Source organism: Allomuricauda ruestringensis DSM 13258 (assembly GCF_000224085.1).
Lineage (GTDB): Bacteria > Bacteroidota > Bacteroidia > Flavobacteriales > Flavobacteriaceae > Flagellimonas > Flagellimonas ruestringensis.
Genome location: NC_015945.1, coordinates 3,751,961 through 3,773,156, shown reverse-complemented (window position 1 = coordinate 3,773,156; position 21,196 = coordinate 3,751,961). Strand labels below are relative to the sequence as shown.

Genomic DNA, 21,196 nt, shown 5'->3' with positions numbered 1-21,196 from the left:
ACAATAGGGGAACAGATTCAACGATAATAATAACCATAAACCGTAAGGTCTGTTTTGTTTTAAAATGTATTTCCTACATTTAGGTAAAATCTTTTACTGTATGAATAAGATAGGGTTGGCAATGGTAGGACTTATAGTCTTATTGACCTCTTGTGTAAATGATGGAAAAACTAAATTGAAGGTGGGCGATTGGCTGGGAAAAATTGAAGTTTCCGAATCGCAACAGTTGCCTTTTGAATTTACGCTTTCACAAAATGAAGATGGCGGATACGAGATGAAAGTATTCAATGCAGAAGAAGTTATCACTATTGATGAATTCACCTTTAATGGAGATTCCATCGATATTCGGATGCCGATTTTTGAAGGTCATATATCTGGCACCTATACATCCAATGAAATAATAGGGAAGTTTATTGAGGAAAGTAAGGAGCGAAGTGTTCCCTTTAGGGCCACTTACGGAGCAAAAGATCGTTTTGAGGCAGAAAAGGACGCAGTTGTTAATATTTCGGGTATTTGGGAAACCTATTTTAAGGTAAATACTGAAGATGAATATCCTGCAAAAGGCATTTTTATGCAGAACGGGAACAAGGTTAAAGGTACTTTTAGGACCAAAACAGGGGATTATCGCTATTTGGATGGCGTTGTTACCGGGGATAGTATGAAACTTTCCGCTTTTGATGGTTCGCACGTATTTTTGTTTTTGGCACAAGTGACCGATAGCACTTTGGATGGTAAGTTTTATTCTGGAAAACATGCTGTCCAAGAATTTATGGGTGCCAGAAATGAAGCTTTTGAACTTCCAGATTCCAACGACCTCACTTATTTGCGTGAAGGTTATGATAAGTTCGATTTTTCTTTTCCAAATTCAGATGGAGAGATGGTGGGTTTGGACGGCCCAATGTTTGATAACAAGGTAGTGCTGGTTCAGATAATGGGAACCTGGTGTACCAATTGTTTGGATGAAACACGGTTTTATGTGGATTTCCTCAAAAACAATCCAGATTTGGATTTGCAATTTGTGGGATTGGCGTTCGAATACGCAAAAACGGAGGAGAAAGCCTTTGAGGGCATAAAAAGACTCAAGGAGCGAGAGGAAGTACCTTATCCAGTTCTATTGGCGCAATACGGAACATCTAACAAGCAAAAGGCCAACGAAAAATTGCCGATGCTGAACCATATACTTTCTTACCCTACTACTATTTACATTGATAAAAAAGGAGAGGTACGTAAAATCCATACAGGTTTTAATGGCCCCGCAACAGGCAAAAAATTTGTGGAATTCAAAAAAGAGTTCAATAAAATAATCAAAGAGCTGACTTCTGAAGCACCTGAAACTGAGAGCTAGTTAAAATATTGTGGACTTACCAGTGAAGAAGGCTACGGCTTGGGTTTTGTGTTAGAGGTTGGATGTCGGAAGCCAGTTAGCAGTTCTCAGTTGCAGTGGGCAGTAATACAGTAACTCAATAACTTAGTCGTGAGTCTTGGTTCATGTTTTTCTTTCTTTTGTTCTTGCACTTAAACCTGATTCGAGCAATTAGTGAAATTCGTGTCCACTGCATACGGGAGTGTCCATTCCGGAAGAAACATCCCTAAGATTCCCTCAAGGGGGTGAGTTATTTGGGATTTGGAGTTTGGAATTTGGGGATTTGGAGCTTGGTGCTTACACTTGATAAGGGCATCAGATAATCGTAGACTTACCCAAATCGATGTTTTCATCGTTCATTAGGGAGTCATCTTCAATATCCACAATATTATGGGCAATAAAATCCCCAACTTGATTAGTGCCGTATTGACTGTTTTCTCTTAAATCTGGAGTAACAACCCCTTTCCTTAAAGACTTGTCCACGGCCATTTTAACTGCCATCGCTTCTTCGGCGAGTCCAAAATGCTCCAATAGCATGGCTGCGGAAAGAATGGAAGCAATCGGGTTGGCAATATCTTTACCTGTGGCTTGCGGATAGGAACCGTGAATAGGTTCGAACAACGCATTTTCCTCACCAACAGAAGCTGAAGCCAATAATCCGATGGAACCACCGATTACGCTACCTTCATCAGAAATAATGTCCCCGAACATATTCTCCGTTAAAATAACATCAAACTGTTTGGGGTTGAGGATGATTTGCATTGCGGCATTGTCCACGAACAAAAAATTCAAGGTAACTTCGGGATAACTTTCACCGATTCGTGTAACAACTTTGCGCCAAAGTCTTGAAGATTCAAGTACATTGGCCTTATCTACCAAAGTAAGCTTCTTTTTGCGACCCTTTGCAGCCTTAAAGGCTAAATGGGCAATACGGCTAATTTCATCTTCGGAGTATTCGCAAAGGTCAGAAGCTACGGTGCCCTCTGGGTTCGATTTTTTCTCCCCAAAATAAATACCTCCAGTAAGTTCTCGGTAGATTACAAAATCGGTTCCTTTGATTACCCTTTTCTTTAAAGGGGATTTATCCAATAAAGTTGGATGGGACAACACTGGTCTAATGTTGGCAAATAGCCCTAACTCCTTTCGCAATTGAAGCAATCCTTGCTCGGGCCTCACTTTTGCATCGGGGTCGTTATCGTATTTTGGGTCGCCAATGGCGCCAAAAAGAACGGCATCCGACTCTTGGCATAATCTGAGTGTGGAGTCGGGTAGAGGTACTCCCTTTTTGTCCATGGCAATGGCGCCAACAGGAGCTTCTTTAAAAATAAAATGGTGATTAAAGGTCTCTTCAACGGCCTTTAGGCATTTTACCGCCTGAGCCAACACTTCAGGTCCAACTCCATCTCCAGCAAGCAACGCGATTTTCAATACCATATAGCAGCAACCATGATTTAAGCCATGCTCTTCATTCCGATATTGCTGGTTTCAACAATCTCGTGGATGTCCTCATCCAAAATTTCTTTTTTAACGTCGGCATACTTCAAAAAGTTTTGATAAACCGTATCCAATTGAAGTTTTGTGAGCTCGTAACCTACATTTTTGGCACGGTAAGCCAATGCCGCGCGTCCACTTCTTGCAGTCAATACAATGGAAGATTCGCTGACCCCAACATCTTTAGGATCAATGATTTCGTAGGTTTCCCGGCGTTTGATTACCCCATCCTGGTGAATACCGGAACTGTGTGCAAATGCATTGGAACCAACAATCGCTTTGTTGGGCTGCACAGGCATTCCCATTTTTTGAGAAACCATGGTACTGGTGTCCCAAAGCAATTTGCTGTTGATGTTGGTATCCAAATTCAAGTGCGGATGTTGTCTCATTATCATCACAACCTCTTCCAAGGAAGTGTTTCCGGCTCTTTCCCCAATACCGTTGATGGTACATTCAATTTGCCTTGCACCGTTCACAACACCTGCGATGGAGTTGGCGGTGGCCAATCCTAAATCGTTGTGGCAATGGCAGGAAAGAATGGCCCTGTCTATACCTTTTACATTTTCTTTCAAATACTTCATTTTGGCACCATACTCTTCTGGAAGGCAGTATCCTGTAGTATCAGGAATGTTAAGTACGGTTGCTCCGGCTTTTACAACAGCCTCACAGATTCTGGCTAAAAATTCATTGTCGGTACGGCCAGCATCCTCTGCATAGAATTCAACATCCTCTACAAAAGTTTTGGCATAAGCCACGGCATCAACGGCACGTTCTATAATTTTATCCTGTGTAGAGTTGAACTTGTATTTGATATGTGATTCGGAAGTTCCGATTCCCGTGTGTATTCTTGGTCTTTTGGCATCTTTGATAGCTTCAGCGGCTACTTCAATGTCCTTTTTCACTGCACGGGTCAATCCACAGACCGTTGCATTTTTGATCAATTTGGCAATTTCGTTCACGGATTTGAAATCACCGGGACTGGATATGGGAAACCCTGCTTCGATTACATCAACTCCTAGTTCATCCAATCGTTCGGCAATGATTAATTTTTGCTCGGTATCCAGTTTGCAACCTGGTACCTGTTCTCCATCTCTTAGTGTTGTGTCAAAAATTTCTACCTTATCTTTACCCATTATCTCAACCTGTTTTTTACTATGGCTAACGAAAGTAGTAAAGGAAGGCTGAAGACGAAAAACAGCTGAGAGCATGTTACAACGTTTAACTGCTTTTGGCAGGATTTAAATAACTGATAAACAATAGTTTAAATAACATTTTTTACGATGACAAATGCCCATAAGGACGCTTTGTTTGTATTGGTAAATTCGCTTTCCAAATCAGAAAAACGGCAATTTAAGCTTTATGTTGGCCGATTGGGGGTTAATACGGATGCTAAATTTTTGGCTCTTTTTAATTTGTTGGATAAGATGCGGAAGTACGATGAGCGTCAGATTTTGGACAGTGGCATTGTCAAGAAATCACAGCTTTCCAATCTTAAGGCACATTTGTACAAGCAAATTTTGGTGAGTTTACGTTTGAATCCCGTGAACCAAAATGTGCGGATTCAGATTAGGGAACAACTGGATTTTGCCACCATTCTTTATCAAAAGGGATTGTACAAGCAAAGCTTGAAGATTTTGGAAAAGGCAAAGAGTTTCGCCATTGAGAATGAAGAGAAAAACGTTGCCTATGAAATTGTGGAACTGGAAAAGGTGATTGAAACACAATACATCACCCGAAGTATCCCGGATAGGGCGGATGAACTTGCGATAGAGGCCAAGCAACTTTCTGCACTAAACGTAATGACAAGCAAACTTTCCAATCTTTCGTTGCAGTTGTATGGAATGATGTTGAAAGTGGGTTATGTCAGAAGTGACGAGGATCTTCAAAAAGTAAAAAGTTATTTTGATGAACATTTGCCCAAATACGAAATTGAAAAACTTGGTTTCCGTGAAAAACTATGGTTGTACAAGGCACATTTGTGGTATAGCCTTTTGATTCAGGACTTTTTGTCAGCCTACAAATACGCCAGTAAATGGGTGGACCTATTTTACGAAAACAAACACATGATTCCACTGAACCCTGTGTTTTTTTAAAAGGGCAATCATTACTTGTTGGAGTCGCTTTTCTTTGTAAAATACGCATCGCAGTTTAGGGAAACCTTGGAGCGATTGGAGAATCAGGTGCAAGACCCTAAGTTTCCCAAAAATGATAACATAAGCTCATTGGCCTTTTTGTATATCAACACAAACAAATTGAACCTTCATTTTTTAGAGGGAACTTTTGATAAGGGCATTTATTTGGTGAACATTATTGATTATGGCATCAAAAAGCACAGACAGCAAATAGATGAGCATCATGTTATGTTGCTCTATTACAAGATTGCTTGCCTTTACTTTGGAAATGGGGACAATAAGAACTGTATTGCCTACCTCAAAAAAATAATTTCCAACAAAAAATTAAAGATGCGCGAGGATTTGATGTGTTTTGCGAGGGTGTTGAGCCTTGTGGCACATTACGAAGCAGGAATGGACTATCATTTGGAAGTGCAGCTTAAGAGCACCTACAAATTCTTGCTGAAAATGAACGACTTACACGAGGTGCAAAAGGAAATGATCAAATTCTTGAGAAACCTTGGGGACATCTACCCAACCGATTTGAAGAGTGAATTTCAGAAACTGTACAACGAGTTAAAGAAATACGAGAACCATCCTTATGAGAAAAGGGCATTCTTGTATTTGGATATCCTTTCGTGGTTGGAAAGTCACTTGCAGAACAAGCCCGTAGGACAGATAATCAGAGAAAAAGCCTTAGCACTTACTCGCTAATACAGGCGTTCCAAACAGGATCCTCTGGTGGAAGCGCCAAAAAAGCAACGGGTTCTTTTTTTACGGGGTGCACAATCTCCAAACTTCTAGCATGTAGATGAATGCCACCATCTTTATTGCTACGGTCGGCACCGTATTTTAAATCTCCTTTGATGGAACAGCCAATGGCTGCCAATTGTGCCCTTATTTGATGGTGTCTGCCCGTTTTTAAGTCAATTTCCAACAAAAAATAGCTGTCCAGTTTTTTTATGATTTTATAATCCAAAACGGCTTTTTTGCTATTGGACACTTCTTTGGTGTGGGCGTAGGATTTGTTTTGCTTGGGGTTGCGCACCAACCAATGGGTCAAGGTTCCACTTTCTGGGACTGGGGGATTTTTAACAACCGCCCAATACATTTTTTTGGTTTCCCCTTGGGCAAACATTTTATTGAGTCGGGGCAAGGCTTTGGATGTTTTGGCGAAAAGCACAATTCCCGAAGTAGGGCGGTCCAATCGATGCACCACGCCCAAATACACGTTTCCGGGTTTGTTGTATTTCTCTTTAAGATATTGCTTTACCACTTCGCTGAGGGGGTCGTCGCCAGTTTTATCACCCTGTACAATATCACTAACTCGCTTATTAATAACAATTAGGTGGTTATCCTCAAAGAGCACTTGAAGGTTGGAGGGAGTGGACCTGTTGGATTCTTCGATTTTTGGATTTTTGGATTTCACTTTAGCGAGGATTTGAATTTAGAAATCACTTTGATGAAAAATTTGTCATTTCGAGTGGTTTTTTGAACCCAAGTTCAAAAAATTGTATCGAGAAAAGAATTCATGCTAACTCAAACCTGGTTCTCGATACTTTTTTCTTCCGAAAAAACTCGAACTGACGGTTTTATTATACATTTAATAAGATTCATCCTTATTCGGAAAATCCTGACTTTTTACATCATCCACGTATTGGGATATGGCATTGCTCATCTCATCATAAAGATTGAGGTATCGCCTCAAAAATCTTGGATGGAACTCATGTGTCATACCCAACATATCATGCACTACTAAAACCTGTCCGTCCACGTGGTTGCCAGCGCCAATTCCAATAATGGGAATGGAAACACTTTCCGCAACTTGTTTGGCCAATTTGGCTGGAATTTTCTCCAAAACAATGGCAAAACAGCCCAATTCTTCCAGTAGTTTGGCGTCAGATTTTAGCTTTTCGGCTTCCTCTTCTTCTTTAGCACGTACGGTGTACGTTCCAAATTTATAAATGGATTGTGGGGTAAGCCCCAAATGTCCCATCACGGGAATGCCTGCCTGAAGAATTCGTGTTACGGATTCCTTGATTTCACTGCCACCCTCTACTTTGATGGCGTGGGCGCCACTTTCTTTCATGATCCGGATTGCCGAACGCAGGGCTTCCTTGGAATCGCTCTGGTAGCTTCCAAAAGGGATATCTACAACTACAAGTGCTCTTTTGGCAGCCCTGACCACGGAAGTGGCGTGATAAATCATTTGGTCTAGGGTAATGGGCAAGGTGGTTTCGTGGCCGGCCATTACGTTACTGGCGGAATCACCTACCAGAATGGCATCTACATTGGCTCCATCCACAATCTTGGCCATGGAATAATCGTAGCTGGTGAGCATGCTAATTTTCTCCCCATGCTTTTTCATTTCCACCAGCGATTTTACTGTTACCCTTTTATATTCTTTTTTAGCTGTAGACATCGTAATTGTATTTGATGGCTAAAAGTAAGCAGATTTGTTTAATTTAGGCTTCAATCAAAAAACTAATCAAATGAGAAAACTGTTAAGTTGCGTAGTACTGTTTGCTTTGGGTACGTTAGGATATGCCCAAGGACCTAATCCATCAAACGGAGAAGCTGAAAACCAAGTAAAACAAGTAATCGAAACTTTTTTTGATGGTTTTCACAAGCAAGATTCAACAATAATTAAAAGTACCGTTGCGGACGAGATTGTACTGCAGACAACGGGGAGAACCCCAGAAGGTAAAACACTTTTCAAAACGGAAGAATTTTCAAAATTTTTAAAGTCCATTGTCGGCATACCTGAAACCACAAGGTTTGAAGAAAAACTCACGTCTTTTTCCATTCAAGTGGATAGGACGATGGCCAATGCTTGGGTGGGGTACGAATTTTGGGTGAACGGCGAGTTCAGTCACTGTGGTATCAATTCGTTCCAACTCGTCAATTTTGATGGGAAGTGGAAGATTATTTACTTGATTGATACTAGGGGCAAGGAAGGCTGTATGGATTAACAATCACTTAAAAATACGCCTACGGCCAACCCACCTTCGGAGGTCTCTTTGTATTTGGAGCTCATGTCTTTTGCTGTTTCCCACATGGTATTTACCACTTTGTCCAATGGTACTTTCACCTCACTTGGGTCGGTGTCCAGTGCCAATTCTGCTGCGTTGATGGCTTTAATGGCCCCCATGGCATTTCTTTCAATGCATGGAACCTGTACCAGTCCGCCAATAGGGTCGCAGGTTAAACCTAAGTGGTGTTCCATGGCAATTTCAGCAGCAATCAATACTTGTTCGGGAGAACCACCCATAAGTTCTGTCAATCCAGCTGCGGCCATGGCCGAGGATACCCCAATTTCTGCTTGGCAGCCACCCATGGCCGCTGAAATGGTAGCTCCTTTTTTAAAGATGCTTCCCACCTCACTGGCCACCAATAAGAATTGTTTTACGTCGTCAAAATTAGCATCGTGGTTTTCAATAACCATATAATACATTAAAACGGCAGGAATAACCCCAGCACTTCCGTTGGTGGGAGCGGTAACCACTCTCCCCAATGATGCATTGACCTCGTTTACACTGAGCGCGAAACAACTGACCCATTTGATGATTTGCCTAAACCTAACTTCGGTATCACGGATACTCTCCAACCATTCCTGTGGATTGGAGTAGGGGACATCCCCTTTAAGTTTTTGATGCATCTCGAAGGCACGTCGCTTCACATTTAATCCACCAGGGAGTTTACCTTCGGTGTGGCAACCAACATAGATGCTTTCCAACATCGTATTCCAGATGCGGGCAATGCCTTCGTTTATTTCTGATTCGGTTCGTAGAGAAAGCTCGTTCTCCATCACAATAGTGGAGATGGACTTGTTTTGGGCGTTGCAATGTTGCAGTAGCTCCTCACCGGTTCTTACAGGATGTGGAAAGGTTTTAAAAGTCTCCTTGTTCTCTTTGGCGTGAATGCGTTCTTCTTTCACCACAAATCCACCACCAATGGAGTAATAGGTTTCGGCAACGGTTTCGCCATTGGCCAATTCAGCTTCAAACCGCATACCGTTGGCATGAAATGGTAAAAACTCCTTTTTGAACACAATATCGTTTGCAAAACTGAAAGAAATCGCTCTTTTTCCACCAAGATTTAGTTTGTTCTCAGCCTTAATCCTGTCAATACTTCCTGAAATGCTGTCAATGTCAACAGTTTCAGGGTCAGCACCCAACAATCCCATCACCACGGCAATATCGGTGGCATGACCTTTTCCTGTGAGGCAGAGTGACCCATAGAGGTATGCCTTGATGGATTGAACATCATCAAAAACCGCTTGTTCTTCAAGTTCGGCTGTCCAGCGTTCGGCGGCACGCCAAGGCCCAAGGGTGTGCGAGCTGGAAGGTCCTACACCAATCTTAAGCATATCAAACAAACTTATGCACTCCATAAACTCAATTTACAGTGTCAAATATAGGAAGCTAAACGGTATAAAAATTTGAATATTTAAATATCTAAGCTGCTTTCCCCATAATTTTTATGACATCAGTAATTATGCTGGGATATTCAAGGGTTTTGACAACAATCTGACACCTTGTCATATTCTTGCTCGTGGCATAATCATTGACATTTTACTGAACGAAACGAAAACGAATTTTTAAACAGATATAACTTTAGATACGATGAGCAAGATTATAGGTATAGACTTAGGTACGACCAACTCCTGCGTCTCTGTTATGGAAGGTAACGAGCCTGTGGTAATTCCAAATGCCGAAGGTAAACGTACTACTCCATCGATGATCGCATTTGTTGAAGGAGGGGAGATCAAGGTCGGTGACCCTGCAAAAAGACAAGCCGTGACCAACCCTCACAAAACGATTTATTCCATTAAGCGATTTATGGGTAACAAATACTCAGAATCCAGCAAGGAAGCCAAAAGGGTTCCTTATAAAGTGGTAAAGGGAGACAACGATACTCCTAGAGTGGATGTTGACGGACGTATGTACACACCTCAAGAGCTTTCAGCGATGATTCTTCAAAAAATGAAGAAAACTGCTGAGGATTACTTGGGGCAAGATGTAACAAGAGCGGTAATTACCGTTCCAGCATATTTTAACGATTCACAAAGACAGGCCACCAAAGAAGCTGGTGAAATTGCAGGTCTTACCGTGGAACGAATCATTAACGAGCCAACCGCCGCTTCTTTGGCATATGGACTCGATAAAAAAGATACCGAGCAAAAAATAGTGGTGTTTGACTTTGGTGGAGGTACACACGATGTTTCCATTCTTGAATTGGGTGACGGTGTGTTTGAAGTATTGGCCACAGATGGTGATACCCATTTAGGTGGTGACGATGTTGACCAAAAAATTATTGATTGGTTGGCCGAAGAGTTCAAGAAAGATGAAGATATGGACCTTCGTGAAGACCCAATGGCACTTCAGCGCTTGAGGGAAGCTGCCGAAAAGGCAAAAATTGAGTTGTCTTCTTCTGCACAGACAGAAATCAACTTGCCTTACGTAACAGCAACGTCTTCAGGACCAAAACACTTGGTAAGAACATTGTCCAGATCTAAATTTGAGCAATTGATCGCCGATTTGGTAAAAAGAACCATTGAGCCCTGTGAGAAAGCATTGAAATCTGCGGGACTTTCCAAAAGCGATATCGACGAAATTATCTTGGTAGGTGGTTCTACCCGTATCCCTGCGGTGCAGGAAGCAGTGGAGAAGTTCTTCAATAAAAAACCATCCAAAGGAGTAAACCCAGATGAAGTTGTGGCCATTGGTGCTGCTATTCAAGGTGGTGTTTTGACGGGAGATGTAAAAGACGTGCTCTTGTTGGATGTAACCCCACTTTCTTTGGGTATCGAAACTATGGGAAGCGTGTTCACTAAATTGATAGAGGCGAACACCACCATCCCAACCAAGAAATCACAGGTGTTCTCCACTGCGGCTGACAATCAACCTTCGGTTGAAATCCACGTGTTGCAAGGGGAAAGACCTATGGCGGCAGATAACAAAACCATTGGTAGATTCCACTTGGACGGTATTCCACCAGCACCAAGAGGAACACCTCAAATTGAAGTGACTTTCGATATTGATGCGAACGGTATAATCAAGGTTTCAGCAACTGACAAGGCCACTGGCAAGTCACAGGACATCCGAATCGAAGCTTCTTCAGGTTTGACCGAGGAAGAAATCGAAAAGATGAAAGCTGAAGCAGAAGCTAACGCCGATGCGGATAAAAAAGCTAAGGAAACTGCCGATAAATTGAACGAGGCAGATGCCATGATCTTCCAAACTGAAAAGCAATTGAGCGAGTTTGGCGATAAATTGTCCGATGACAAGAAGAAGCCGATCGAAGATGCTTTGGAAGAACTGAAGAAAGCTTTTGAAGGCAAGGACCTAGCAGTTATTGAGCCTGCTTTGGAAAAAATCAACGAAGCTTGGAAAGTAGCTTCCGAAGAAATGTACAAAGCACAAGCTGAAGCACAAGGCGGCGCTGCAGGAGCAGGAGCTGCTGGAGGAGACGCAACCGGTGGCGATAGCGCTGGAAAGGGAGCCTCTGAAGGAGACAACGTGGAAGACGTAGACTTCGAAGAAGTCAAGTAGCCTGTCCTGAGCGAAGCCGAAGGATTGACTTCGAAGAAGTGAAATAAGCTTACTTAATTCATATAAATAGAAAAACCCTGACGATTTCGTCAGGGTTTTTTGTTTTAAAAGAGGAATAAACTGGGTTTACGCCGCATTCAATTGTTGCATTTCCATTTCCTTGAGTTTTCGTAAAGCTTCCGATTTTGAATTTACGTTGAGCTTTACATAAATGTTCTGAATGTGAAAATTGACCGCGCTGGGTGTTACAAAAAGCTTGTCCGCAATCATTTTATAAGTAAACCCCTGGGTAAGGAGGTCAATGATTTGGTTTTCCTTTTTCGAGAACACATCGAACGACTTTGTTTGGAAGGAATCAATGATTTTTTTAGCCACGTCCAGTTCCAAAGCAACCCCGTGTTGGTTAAGCGCGTCCAATGCATTGAACAATCTATCCTTGGTGATTGGTTTAATGAGGTAGCCGCTAGCCCCTTTTTTAAAGGCTTCTTTTATGAGTTTGAAATCATTTTTTTGGCTCATCATCAATACCTTCAGGTTTTTGTTCTTGCGGTAAAAATATTCCAGACCGTCAATGCCCGAAATTCCGTTGAGCATGGCTTCGCAGATAATAATATCCGGATGGGAACGCCCAAAATTGGAAAGCAAGTCTTGAACGGAGCTGTAAGTGCCAAGAAGTTCGTATGCTTCATTTTCCTCAAAATACTGATTGTAAATGCCGCCGATAGCATCATCATTGTCGATAATGGCAATTTTTAATGAATTTGTTTTCATGATAAGAAAGATTTGGGGGATTAATACTCTTACATAATGTATTGTAGGTTAAGTTTTAGGACATAATGTCCTGCTTCACATTATTGAAGTTGGGATAAACAAATGAAAAACCATCGCTTTGCCCTTGGAGCAAAAACAATCACAGTTCCATTTAAGTTTACTTCAAAAATGGGTGTAATCCCTAAAGGGATTAAGCGCTAAAATTTCTGTTTAGTTGAGGTGTTGCCTCATCAAAAAAGTAAGGTGAAAAGAGGTTTTGGGACGCCTTTTTTTCGAATGTTGTAGTTTTTGTTCATGACATAATAGATTTGGGATTGTATTATTTCAAGAGTTAAATTAGAATTTTTTAACAATTGAGGGCAATTTTTGTAGTTGTTTTCGTTCAAATGCACTTCTGGAAAATTCGATTTGCTTGAAATAGAGGAGGGCAGGAGCAATCCTTTAAATTGTAGGTGGCTGTATTTCAGTTATTTGCATAAAAAAATAGGATGCCGTCCCATCGGCATCCTATTCTTGGTGTAAATCGGTCAGATTGAAATAATACAACCCGCTTTCTAATGATAGTCTGTCAGTTTCCCCCTGTCTTTCTTATCATTGCCATGAGTGTTTCTAAGTTCGGCTATGAAACAACATCATAAGACACTTTTCAGGTTTATTGACCGATTCAATAAGTAGTTTATTCTTCGTCTTGGAATGAGGTACCTACATATTCATAGGCTTCATTGTTCATAACAGTCTCTAGTTCCTCATCGTTCTTAGCAACATCGTTGTACTGATCCTGATTCTTTGAACGTCCATAAGCAACAGTATATTGTGAAATGGTGTTATTGAATCCTCTGTTGGATACTACAAATCCTAATTTTTTCTCTGGGCTCAATTGAATGGCATACTCATCGCTATTGCTATTGATGTGTCCACCTAAGTTTACAGATGTGGTAAGTGTGTTATTAACAACCTGTGAAGCATAAAGGTCCAATCCACCGTAACCATCTCTACCTTCTGAGGCAAAGAACAATAGGGTTTCGTTGTATATGCTAGGGTAAAGCTCGTCTTCTTTGGTGTTTACCTTTGGTCCAAGATTTTTAGATACACCAAGGCTTCCATCTGCAGCGATATCAGCTACATAAATATCGTATTTGCCAAAAGTGCCTTTCATGTTGGACGCAAAGAACAAACGAGATCCATCAGAAGTAACTGTAGGGTGTTTGGCCGAATAGTATCTTGGACATACATCCAATTGGGTAACATTGGTCCATTCGCCGTTTATATTTTCAGCACGGTAAACGTGGTACACCAATTCTTTTTTGGAGAATACACCATAAAGGGGCTTTTCATAGGTGCCCTTACTAAAGTATGCCGTTTTCCCATCTTCGGTAATGGACATATTTGGTACGTATCCATCAATAGTGGAAACACTACCGTTCATAGTGTCATTGATTATTTTTTCATTGGCCTGTGCAAAAGTAGTTTGACTGACTAGCATAGTTCCTGAAACAAGTAGACTGTAAATAATAGATCGTGTCATGATGTATAGATTTGGGGGTTAATACATTACAAAGATCAAAAACAATCGGAGCGAATACTTATCAATTTTTCATAGGTTTTCACTTTTAACGACTAAAAAGTGTATTTCAACGAATATTTTTTCGGAATTTAACATGTTTGGAGTATCAAAAATGCGTTTAAACGGTCTTTTGTGTGTTTTAACGGACTGATCTTGATTGTAGAAACCTTGGTCAATTTTATCAACATTAAAGGATTATATATTTATTTTTCATGGTGCCCACGACATTTTTTGGACTTTAAATCATACAAATTGAATTAACTTCGCTTTTTTTGATAAATATCTTCTATTATTAGGAAGCTATTTCATTAACTTCTTTAAAGTAACCTCAAACCTAGATAGACCATCCTTTGAATATTACCATTGAAAATATCATCTTAATTGGTTCTGTACTCCTGCTGATCAGTATTTTGGCTGGTAAAACGAGCTATCGTTTTGGTGTGCCCACCCTTTTGTTGTTTTTGACCATTGGGATGCTTGCGGGATCGGACGGTATTGGTGGTATTTATTTTGACAACCCAAGAATCGCGCAGTTCATCGGTGTGGTCTCCCTAAACTTTATTCTTTTCTCCGGAGGGCTGGACACAAACTGGCAATCGGTAAAACCCGTACTTCGGGAAGGAATTGTACTTTCAACCGTAGGTGTATTGCTCACGGCGGTGGGACTGGGGTACTTTGTTTATTTGATTACCGACTTTGGCCTTTATGAAAGTTTGTTGTTGGGTGCCATTGTATCATCTACCGATGCTGCAGCGGTTTTTTCCATTTTAAGAGGTAAGAATCTGGCTTTAAAAAAGAACTTAAGGCCCACTCTGGAACTTGAGAGTGGAAGTAACGACCCCATGGCCTATGTACTTACCATTGCTTTTTTGACTCTTGTGCAGTTCCCCGAGAAAAATATTGCATCCGTTTTGCCCATGTTTTTCCTTCAAATGATACTGGGTGGAGCGGCAGGATTCCTATTTGGAAAACTCAGTAAAATTATAATAAATAAGATTAGGTTGGATTTTGAGGGACTTTACCCCGTGCTTACCATAGCCCTAATGTTCATTACTTTTTCTGCAACGGATTTTATAGGAGGCAACGGTTTTTTGGCCATATATATATGTTCAGTTTACTTGGGCAACCAAAATTTGATTCACAAGAAAACCATTATGCGAATGTTTGATGGCTTGGCTTGGTTAATGCAAATTGTACTGTTCCTAACATTGGGATTGTTGGTATTTCCCACTCAAATTGTTCCTTATATGGGAATAGGTTTGTTAATTTCTTTGTTCCTGATTTTTGTCGCCCGGCCGTTGGCGGTTTTTATCTCTCTGTCTCCTTTTAAGATGAAGTTGAGACGAAGATTCTACATTTCCTGGGTAGGTTTGCGTGGAGCAGTACCCATTGTATTTGCTACCTACCCACTTTTGGCAGGAATTGAAAAGGCCAACATTATATTCAATATTGTCTTTTTTGTCTCCTTGACCTCAGTACTTATTCAGGGTAGTACGTTGTCCATTGTTGCAAAATGGTTGCATGTTGGGCTTCCAGAAAGTGCCAAGCCCCTTTCACCAACAGACGAACTATTGTCCGAGCATCCCAAAGCAATTATGAAAGAAATTATGATTGGTGAATCTTGCCCGGCTACTGGGGAGAAAATCGTAAACTTGAACTTTCCCAAAAAAGCGATCATTGCCATGATAGAACGTGATGGCAATTACATTACCCCAAATGGGTTAACGGTGATAAAGGCAAATGATAAATTGGTGGTGCTTACGGACAAACCAGAAATTTTGGAGAAAGTGTATGCTTCACTCTCACTGTCCAGAGCTGAATAGCTGGATGGTACCGAGGAATAAAAAATGATAGCATCAAGGATAGAACTCATTCGCACCTTTTCCTATTCGGGGATTTGGCTGGCAAGGTTTTTACACCGCAAAGCATTTGTCATTTTTATTTTGAAGATTTATTAATTGTATTAAATTTGCAGCTTCAAAAAATGAGTAAGCCCTCAGTTACATATCATTTTGTATTGCCAGTGGCGACTCCGCCCTAAAGCTTCTCCCTTATTGGACATTATCGTCCAAAGCATTTCAGTTTAATATTTTTAACCATATTACATACGGTTTTGACCGTTTGGTCTTGACCATCATCCACGATCATTATGAAACAATATTTAAAACTATTTGATTTCTCACAGAAAGTAAACTATAAGACCGAGGTGCTTTCAGGGCTTACCGTTGCCATAGCATTGGTTCCCGAAGCTGTAGCCTTCGCCTTAATCGCGGGCTTGTCTCCATTGGTCGGGCTGTACGCCGCCTTTGTTATGGGTCTGGTGACCTCTGTTTTTGGTGGTAGGCCCGGGATGATCTCTGGGGCAACAGGAGCCGTTGCAGTAGTGATTGTAACTTTGGCAAATAGCCACGGAGTAGAATATGTGTTTGCCACCGTGGTATTGGCAGGTATTATACAGGCTCTTGCAGGAGCTTTGAGATTGGGTACGTTAATGCGATTGGTACCATTACCTGTGGTATATGGCTTCGTAAATGGTCTTGCCATCATCATTTTCATGTCTCAATTGGATCAGTTCAAGGATCCCTCCGGTAATTGGCTCACTGGCAATGCACTGTACATTATTTTGGGACTTGTGGTATTGACCATGCTGATTATCTGGGGACTGCCCAAGATCACGAAGGCATTCCCGGCATCCTTAGCCGCTATTTTGGTGGTTTTTGGTATTGTGGTCGTTTTTGGGATAGACACCAAGACGGTTGGGGACATTGCATCCATTAAAGGTGGGTTTCCCCCGTTCCATATCCCCGACATTCCCTTTACACTGGAAACTTTGACGCTTATTTTCCCCTATGCGGCCATTGTGGCCGGTGTTGGTTTGATAGAAAGTTTGCTAACCTTGGAACTTATCGACGAGATTACCGAGACCAGGGGACGCACCAACAAAGAGGCTGCCGCCCAGGGCCTTGCCAATATTGCTTCTGGTCTGTTCTCAGGAATGGGCGGATGTGCCATGTTGGGACAAAGTTTGATCAACATATCCAATGGGGCACGTGCTCGACTATCTGGAATTATAGCCTCTGTGGCCCTGCTTATCTTTATCATGTTTGGCGCACCCTTGATCGAAAAATTGCCCATGGCGGCCTTGACCGGGCTAATGATCATGGTGGCCATCGGAACTTTTGAGTGGGTAAGCTTAAAAGTGCTCGATAAATACCCCAAATCGGATATCATCGTCATGGTCATCGTGATACTTGTAACGGTATTTTTGCACAACTTGGCACTTGCTGTTTTAATCGGAGTCGTTATATCTGCCTTGGTCTATGCCTGGGGCAACGCCAAACGTATCCGTGCCAGAAAGCGAATCGACGAAAAGGGCATCAAGCATTACGAAATTTATGGCCCCTTGTTCTTTGGTTCCATAAAAATGTTCAATGAAAAGTTCGATGTGCTCAACGACCCCAAGGAAATCATCATCGACTTTAGGGAAAGCCGTATCGTGGATATGTCCGCAATCGAGGCGGTGAACAAGCTTACCGAACGGTACCACAAAGTGGACAAAAAGGTATATATTACCAATCTATCGAGCGCGAGCCACAAGCTGTTGATCAAAGCGGACAAGATGATCAATGTCAATGTCTTGGAATAACCCGTGAACGTGCCATTTTTTTGCTGGTTTGGAAGATAAGGAGAAATTTAAAGCGACCGTAAAAAAGGAGCTTGAAAGGTTGGAGCGAACCATTTCCATGTACAAAGATATGACCAACCCGATTGCACCCAATGATGCCATTGGGCGTGTGTCGCGGATGGATGCCATAAAACAATAAAAGTGTGAACGATGCAGCTCTTCGGGAGGCCGAACTTCGTCAAAGAAAACTGAAATTGGTACTCGACAAGGTCAAAGAGCCAGATTTTGGCATTTGCCGTAAATGTAAGCAGCCCATTCCCGATGGCCGTCTTATGATTCGCCCTGAGAGTGTACTCTGCGTAAAGTGTGCTATATAGGCTTACCCGATTTTTGTTCCATTTTTCACTTCCCTTTCCGGTTGGATCAGCGTTACCTCCCCATTCCCGACAACACCACCTAAAACAAGACACTCGCTCATTATGTTGGCAATTTGTTTAGGGGGAAAATTGACCACAGCCACCACTTGTTTTCCTAAAAGTGCGTCAGGGGTGTATAGTTTTGTAACCTGCGCAGAGGTTTTTCTTTTGCCGATGGCTCCAAAATCGATGATCATTTTATAGGCAGGGTTTCTCGCTTCCTGAAAAATTTCAGCTTCAATAATGGTTCCTATTCGCATCTCTACCTTTGTAAAGTCGCTCCAGGATAATTCGTTGGGCATTTTTTTGTTCACTTCCGAATAATTTTATCCCAAAGGTAAAAACGACAGGGCCAAGGGTATTATAAATCAGAATAATTTTTATTAATAGGAATACGGGAACGGTGCAGCCAAACCAAAACCACACAGCAAACAAAGGTAATCCATGCAAGAAGGAACAAAGTGCCCCCCATCGTTCTGATTACAGGTAACAAAAACCTAAAACAAGTTCACCTACATTTAGTTGAGGATTTACATTAGTAGTTTTTTATGTTCCTAATATATGAGTTGTTCCTTTAGTAGCACCAAATGTTACCTCAATATTGTGAAGTGTGCTATCATCTAATTCAATGTCTGAAAATAAATAGATCATGATTCTGTTTTCTTCTTCAATAAGGCTGAAAAGGCAAATATTATTGTCCATAAATATTTGACAATAGGGATCACTGACCCATACTTTCTTCAAAGCTAAATTATTGGCCAAACGATTTATTTCATCACTAGCAGATTGCTTTCCTTCTCTATATGGGAGATGCTTTTTGGCAGAATTACAGGAGTTGGAAAACCAAATTCCATATTTTCGCTTTCTTTTTTCAACATATTTTATTGCGGAACGCATCAGATAGAGTTCAAGAGAACTAGAGATTATTTCAAAAACCTCACCTTGGTCTGTTGACAGTACTGGGGGATTGTCCGCATTTTTTTTGATATCCAAAGAGATTTCACCTCCAATTAAATAAAACGCAAAGACAGGAAATTTTTCTAGATCATACCCCCACTTTAACCCTTCTTGATAGAGGTCAAGGATATGTTCTAAGTTTGTGTCTATTAATTTTTCATTAAAAAGTCCACCATTATTGCAGCCAAATACTTTCCAATAATTTAAAAGTACAAGAGGTATTTCAGCTATTTTGGCCATAACTTTATACTGCTCTATAAGTTTTTCGTGTGCTCCTATAAAATTTTCTTTGGGGATAGAGTTTTGAAACAGATAATCCATTAATCGTTGAATTACAGTATTATCTGTTCCAGTGTTTGGTATCAAAACTCTTGATTTCATTAGTTATTCCTATGAAGATGATTACGGTTTAAAATATATTTATGCTTATAAATATATGCCCAGAGTTTCTTCTGTTCCAAATAAGAAAAACCAATTAACATTTTATAAACCAGATTGTATATTTTTCAATTACGGTCGTTTTGAGGTTTATTTTTTCAACAATGGATTTTGATGGCGGGAAATCCAAACCAAAACCACACAGCAAACAAAGGTGATCCATGCAAGAAGGAACAATGTGCCTCCATCGTTCTGGACGACCACTCCTAATATAGCAAAATGCGAAAAAATGGCACCGCCCATAATGCCAATACCCAACAGCGCGCCCAGCCATGTAGTTTTAGGAACAAGGATAAGAATGGCCGTTATCAGCTCCAATACGCCCAAGCCTATTCGTCCCCAAGGCTCTAGCCCCAATGTTTCAAAAATATAAACGGATTCCGGGGCTGCGGAAAACTTATAAAATAAGGTCTGCAATAAGATAACTGCTGGGATAATTCTCAAAATTGTAGTTGCTATGGACTTAGCTGTCATAATGTTACTGAATAGTTTGTTTGATGAATTGGTCGTTGTTTTATCGCTTAAATAACCTTTATGCAAGAAGTATAAAGAGACAAGGGCAATTTTTAAAGGCAGGAAATTAGAAATACTATCTTTTAAAAAGTTAATTTTATCGGTATGAAATATTTGTTCAGAGCCTCAATATTGCTCATATTTTTTTTGATATCCTGCTCGCAAGAAGCATGGTTGACAGGTACGCTAAACATGTCGGATGGAACCGATTGGAAGCCGATGGTATATTTGGTGCAGCCTGAAAAATTTAATGAGGTTGCCCAAAGCTTTAGAGCTAAAATCTTGGATTCTGCCAAAGTAAATGGCAATGGTCAATTTCAATTTGTGAATTCGCCGGGATTTCAAGAACCAGTATTGCTGAAAGTCGTGGTCCAAAGAAAGAATGAAAAGTTTCCCAATAGGTTAATCAACCAAAACCCTGAAACAGATAATTATTTCCCATTGGTTTATGAACCCAATGCTAAAATTAAAATAGATGCAGCTATCGCTAGTTTTCAAAGTTCTTTTTCCTTGGAACAGCCGTCCCAAGCAAATAAAGCCATGCTGCAATTAAGGGACGAGCGAATGGCCGCTTTTAAAAAGTATTTAAAAGGACAAGCAAGTGAACATAATGTTGATGACAATTTATTGGAGCGCGAAGAAAACCTCCGTTCTTATCAAGAAAAATTAATTCATTTTTCGGATTCCACAGTAGAATTATTACCGGCTTTGATGGCCTTGAGGTGGGCAAGTCCCGAAGGGGATTATGAACGCATTGCTGAACTTATTTACGCTCAGGCCCAAAAATGGAATGCCATATTCCTTGAACATGATTGGGTAAAGGAACTTGTTTCCGTGGCCGATAAGGGAGCACTTCCCATTTTGATCGGAGACACAATTACTGAGTTACAATTCCCGATGAAGAATGGGGAAGATGTCTCATTGCAAGAAGTAATCAATGGTAAAAAATTAATCCTGTTGGATATTTGGGCGTCTTGGTGCGCTCCATGCAGAGTGGAGAACCGAGACATCTTGGTGCCCCTTTGGGAAAGATATAACCCCCAAAATTTTCAGATTGTTGCTTATGCTTTGGAAAGCAGCGAAAAAGCTTGGAATAATGCCATTGAAAAAGATGGAGCCCATCGATGGCTGCATGCTTCTCATTTGGAGGGCGATCAAAATCCTTTTATGGATGCATTGCGTTTAAAAACGATTCCAGCTAATTTTCTACTGGATAAGGAGGGCAGGGTACTGGCAAAAAACCTTCATGGGCAGGATTTGATTGATTTTGTGGATGATTATATGGAGAAGAATTAAACTATCAATCTTTAGATTGATTTTTTACTCGATAATCGTCCCGATAGGTATCGGGATAAATGCTCCGAGGCTTGCCTCGAAATCAAAATATGTTTTC

18 protein-coding genes and 1 pseudogene are annotated in these 21,196 nt (G+C 41.0%); 9 read left to right on the top strand and 10 right to left on the bottom strand.

What is annotated here, in order from left to right:
- The first annotated feature begins 100 nt into the window (after positions 1–100).
- Complete coding sequence (locus MURRU_RS16885; protein ID WP_014034696.1) at positions 101–1,345, top strand: peroxiredoxin family protein; 1,245 nt, start codon at positions 101–103, stop codon at positions 1,343–1,345.
- A gap of 333 nt (positions 1,346–1,678) precedes the next feature.
- Here the strand turns inward: MURRU_RS16885 and leuB are convergent, their stop codons facing one another.
- Positions 1,679–2,797 (bottom strand): 3-isopropylmalate dehydrogenase, encoded by a 1,119-nt coding sequence (gene leuB, locus MURRU_RS16880; RefSeq protein WP_014034695.1) that lies wholly within the window; start codon positions 2,795–2,797, stop codon positions 1,679–1,681.
- 17 nt (positions 2,798–2,814) lie between these two features.
- The gene (locus MURRU_RS16875; protein ID WP_083816293.1) at positions 2,815–3,987 is read right to left on the bottom strand and encodes a 2-isopropylmalate synthase; all 1,173 of its coding nucleotides are present in this window, start codon (positions 3,985–3,987) and stop codon (positions 2,815–2,817) included.
- Between the two features lie 147 nt (positions 3,988–4,134).
- Between MURRU_RS16875 and MURRU_RS16870 the strand changes: the two are divergent.
- Positions 4,135–5,679 (top strand): annotated as a pseudogene (locus tag MURRU_RS16870) (hypothetical protein).
- Here MURRU_RS16870 and MURRU_RS16865 read toward each other — a convergent pair.
- Positions 5,669–6,394 carry an RluA family pseudouridine synthase gene (locus MURRU_RS16865; protein ID WP_014034693.1) on the bottom strand — a complete coding sequence of 242 codons (726 nt, stop codon included), beginning with the start codon at positions 6,392–6,394 and terminating at the stop codon, positions 5,669–5,671. The pseudogene MURRU_RS16870 and the gene MURRU_RS16865 sit on opposite strands and share 11 nt — an antisense overlap.
- Before the next feature lie 174 nt (positions 6,395–6,568).
- Positions 6,569–7,387, bottom strand: coding sequence for a 3-methyl-2-oxobutanoate hydroxymethyltransferase (gene panB / locus MURRU_RS16860; protein ID WP_014034692.1), 819 nt, complete (start codon positions 7,385–7,387; stop codon positions 6,569–6,571).
- A 70-nt stretch (positions 7,388–7,457) separates the two neighbouring features.
- On the opposite strand from panB, the gene MURRU_RS16855 reads away from it, so the two are divergent.
- On the top strand, positions 7,458–7,937 hold the full coding sequence (locus tag MURRU_RS16855) for a nuclear transport factor 2 family protein (protein WP_014034691.1): 480 nt from the start codon (positions 7,458–7,460) through the stop codon (positions 7,935–7,937).
- Here the strand turns inward: MURRU_RS16855 and MURRU_RS16850 are convergent.
- Positions 7,934–9,358: an L-serine ammonia-lyase gene (locus tag MURRU_RS16850; RefSeq protein WP_014034690.1), complete on the bottom strand. Its 1,425-nt coding sequence runs from the start codon at positions 9,356–9,358 to the stop codon at positions 7,934–7,936. The genes MURRU_RS16855 and MURRU_RS16850 overlap by 4 nt on opposite strands.
- A 232-nt stretch (positions 9,359–9,590) precedes the next feature.
- Between MURRU_RS16850 and dnaK the strand changes: the two genes are divergently transcribed.
- On the top strand, positions 9,591–11,519 hold the full coding sequence (gene dnaK, locus MURRU_RS16845; protein WP_014034689.1) for a molecular chaperone DnaK: 1,929 nt from the start codon (positions 9,591–9,593) through the stop codon (positions 11,517–11,519).
- A 126-nt stretch (positions 11,520–11,645) separates the two neighbouring features.
- Here the strand turns inward: dnaK and MURRU_RS16840 are convergent, their stop codons facing one another.
- On the bottom strand, positions 11,646–12,290 hold the full coding sequence (locus MURRU_RS16840) for a response regulator transcription factor (RefSeq protein ID WP_014034688.1): 645 nt from the start codon (positions 12,288–12,290) through the stop codon (positions 11,646–11,648).
- A gap of 676 nt (positions 12,291–12,966) precedes the next feature.
- The gene (locus tag MURRU_RS16835) at positions 12,967–13,815 is read right to left on the bottom strand and encodes a TolB-like translocation protein (protein ID WP_014034687.1); all 849 of its coding nucleotides are present in this window, start codon (positions 13,813–13,815) and stop codon (positions 12,967–12,969) included.
- 389 nt (positions 13,816–14,204) lie between these two features.
- On the opposite strand from MURRU_RS16835, the gene MURRU_RS16830 reads away from it, so the two are divergent.
- From MURRU_RS16830 to MURRU_RS17720, 4 genes are all read left to right on the top strand, one after another.
- Positions 14,205–15,677 carry a potassium/proton antiporter gene (locus MURRU_RS16830; RefSeq protein WP_014034686.1) on the top strand — a complete coding sequence of 491 codons (1,473 nt, stop codon included), beginning with the start codon at positions 14,205–14,207 and terminating at the stop codon, positions 15,675–15,677.
- A gap of 326 nt (positions 15,678–16,003) precedes the next feature.
- Positions 16,004–17,500 (top strand): SulP family inorganic anion transporter, encoded by a 1,497-nt coding sequence (locus MURRU_RS16825; RefSeq protein WP_014034685.1) that lies wholly within the window; start codon positions 16,004–16,006, stop codon positions 17,498–17,500.
- A 28-nt stretch (positions 17,501–17,528) separates the two neighbouring features.
- Positions 17,529–17,678 carry a hypothetical protein gene (locus MURRU_RS18000; RefSeq protein WP_187289867.1) on the top strand — a complete coding sequence of 50 codons (150 nt, stop codon included), beginning with the start codon at positions 17,529–17,531 and terminating at the stop codon, positions 17,676–17,678.
- A 4-nt stretch (positions 17,679–17,682) separates the two neighbouring features.
- Entirely contained in the window at positions 17,683–17,856 is a 174-nt protein-coding gene (locus MURRU_RS17720) for a TraR/DksA family transcriptional regulator (protein WP_083816292.1), read from the top strand.
- A gap of 2 nt (positions 17,857–17,858) precedes the next feature.
- Here MURRU_RS17720 and MURRU_RS16815 read toward each other — a convergent pair whose 3' ends face one another.
- The 3 genes from MURRU_RS16815 to MURRU_RS16805 all read right to left on the bottom strand — a co-directional run bounded on the left by MURRU_RS16815 (position 17,859) and on the right by MURRU_RS16805 (position 19,764).
- On the bottom strand, positions 17,859–18,197 hold the full coding sequence (locus MURRU_RS16815) for a tRNA-binding protein (protein ID WP_041801665.1): 339 nt from the start codon (positions 18,195–18,197) through the stop codon (positions 17,859–17,861).
- Positions 18,198–18,441: 244 nt separating this feature from the next.
- Positions 18,442–19,233, bottom strand: coding sequence for a hypothetical protein (locus MURRU_RS16810; protein ID WP_014034683.1), 792 nt, complete (start codon positions 19,231–19,233; stop codon positions 18,442–18,444).
- 147 nt (positions 19,234–19,380) lie between these two features.
- Positions 19,381–19,764 (bottom strand): DoxX family protein, encoded by a 384-nt coding sequence (locus tag MURRU_RS16805; protein ID WP_014034682.1) that lies wholly within the window; start codon positions 19,762–19,764, stop codon positions 19,381–19,383.
- A 144-nt stretch (positions 19,765–19,908) separates the two neighbouring features.
- Between MURRU_RS16805 and MURRU_RS16800 the strand changes: the two genes are divergently transcribed.
- Positions 19,909–21,099, top strand: coding sequence for a TlpA family protein disulfide reductase (locus MURRU_RS16800; protein ID WP_014034681.1), 1,191 nt, complete (start codon positions 19,909–19,911; stop codon positions 21,097–21,099).
- Positions 21,100–21,196: the final 97 nt, after the last annotated feature.

Excerpts from the sequence above, each read along its gene's own strand:
- MURRU_RS16825 (WP_014034685.1), top strand. The coding sequence starts at position 16,004 with ATGAAACAATATTTAAAACTATTTGATTTCTCACAGAAAGTAAACTAT.
- MURRU_RS16875 (WP_083816293.1), bottom strand. The coding sequence starts at position 3,987 with ATGGGTAAAGATAAGGTAGAAATTTTTGACACAACACTAAGAGATGGA.
- MURRU_RS16840 (WP_014034688.1), bottom strand. The coding sequence starts at position 12,290 with ATGAAAACAAATTCATTAAAAATTGCCATTATCGACAATGATGATGCT.
- MURRU_RS16800 (WP_014034681.1), top strand. The coding sequence starts at position 19,909 with ATGAAATATTTGTTCAGAGCCTCAATATTGCTCATATTTTTTTTGATA.
- MURRU_RS16885 (WP_014034696.1), top strand. The coding sequence starts at position 101 with ATGAATAAGATAGGGTTGGCAATGGTAGGACTTATAGTCTTATTGACC.
- MURRU_RS16850 (WP_014034690.1), bottom strand. The coding sequence starts at position 9,358 with ATGGAGTGCATAAGTTTGTTTGATATGCTTAAGATTGGTGTAGGACCT.
- MURRU_RS16835 (WP_014034687.1), bottom strand. The coding sequence starts at position 13,815 with ATGACACGATCTATTATTTACAGTCTACTTGTTTCAGGAACTATGCTA.
- MURRU_RS16855 (WP_014034691.1), top strand. The coding sequence starts at position 7,458 with ATGAGAAAACTGTTAAGTTGCGTAGTACTGTTTGCTTTGGGTACGTTA.
- MURRU_RS16810 (WP_014034683.1), bottom strand. The coding sequence starts at position 19,233 with ATGAAATCAAGAGTTTTGATACCAAACACTGGAACAGATAATACTGTA.
- dnaK (WP_014034689.1), top strand. The coding sequence starts at position 9,591 with ATGAGCAAGATTATAGGTATAGACTTAGGTACGACCAACTCCTGCGTC.
- panB (WP_014034692.1), bottom strand. The coding sequence starts at position 7,387 with ATGTCTACAGCTAAAAAAGAATATAAAAGGGTAACAGTAAAATCGCTG.
- MURRU_RS16805 (WP_014034682.1), bottom strand. The coding sequence starts at position 19,764 with ATGACAGCTAAGTCCATAGCAACTACAATTTTGAGAATTATCCCAGCA.
- leuB (WP_014034695.1), bottom strand. The coding sequence starts at position 2,797 with ATGGTATTGAAAATCGCGTTGCTTGCTGGAGATGGAGTTGGACCTGAA.
- MURRU_RS16815 (WP_041801665.1), bottom strand. The coding sequence starts at position 18,197 with ATGCCCAACGAATTATCCTGGAGCGACTTTACAAAGGTAGAGATGCGA.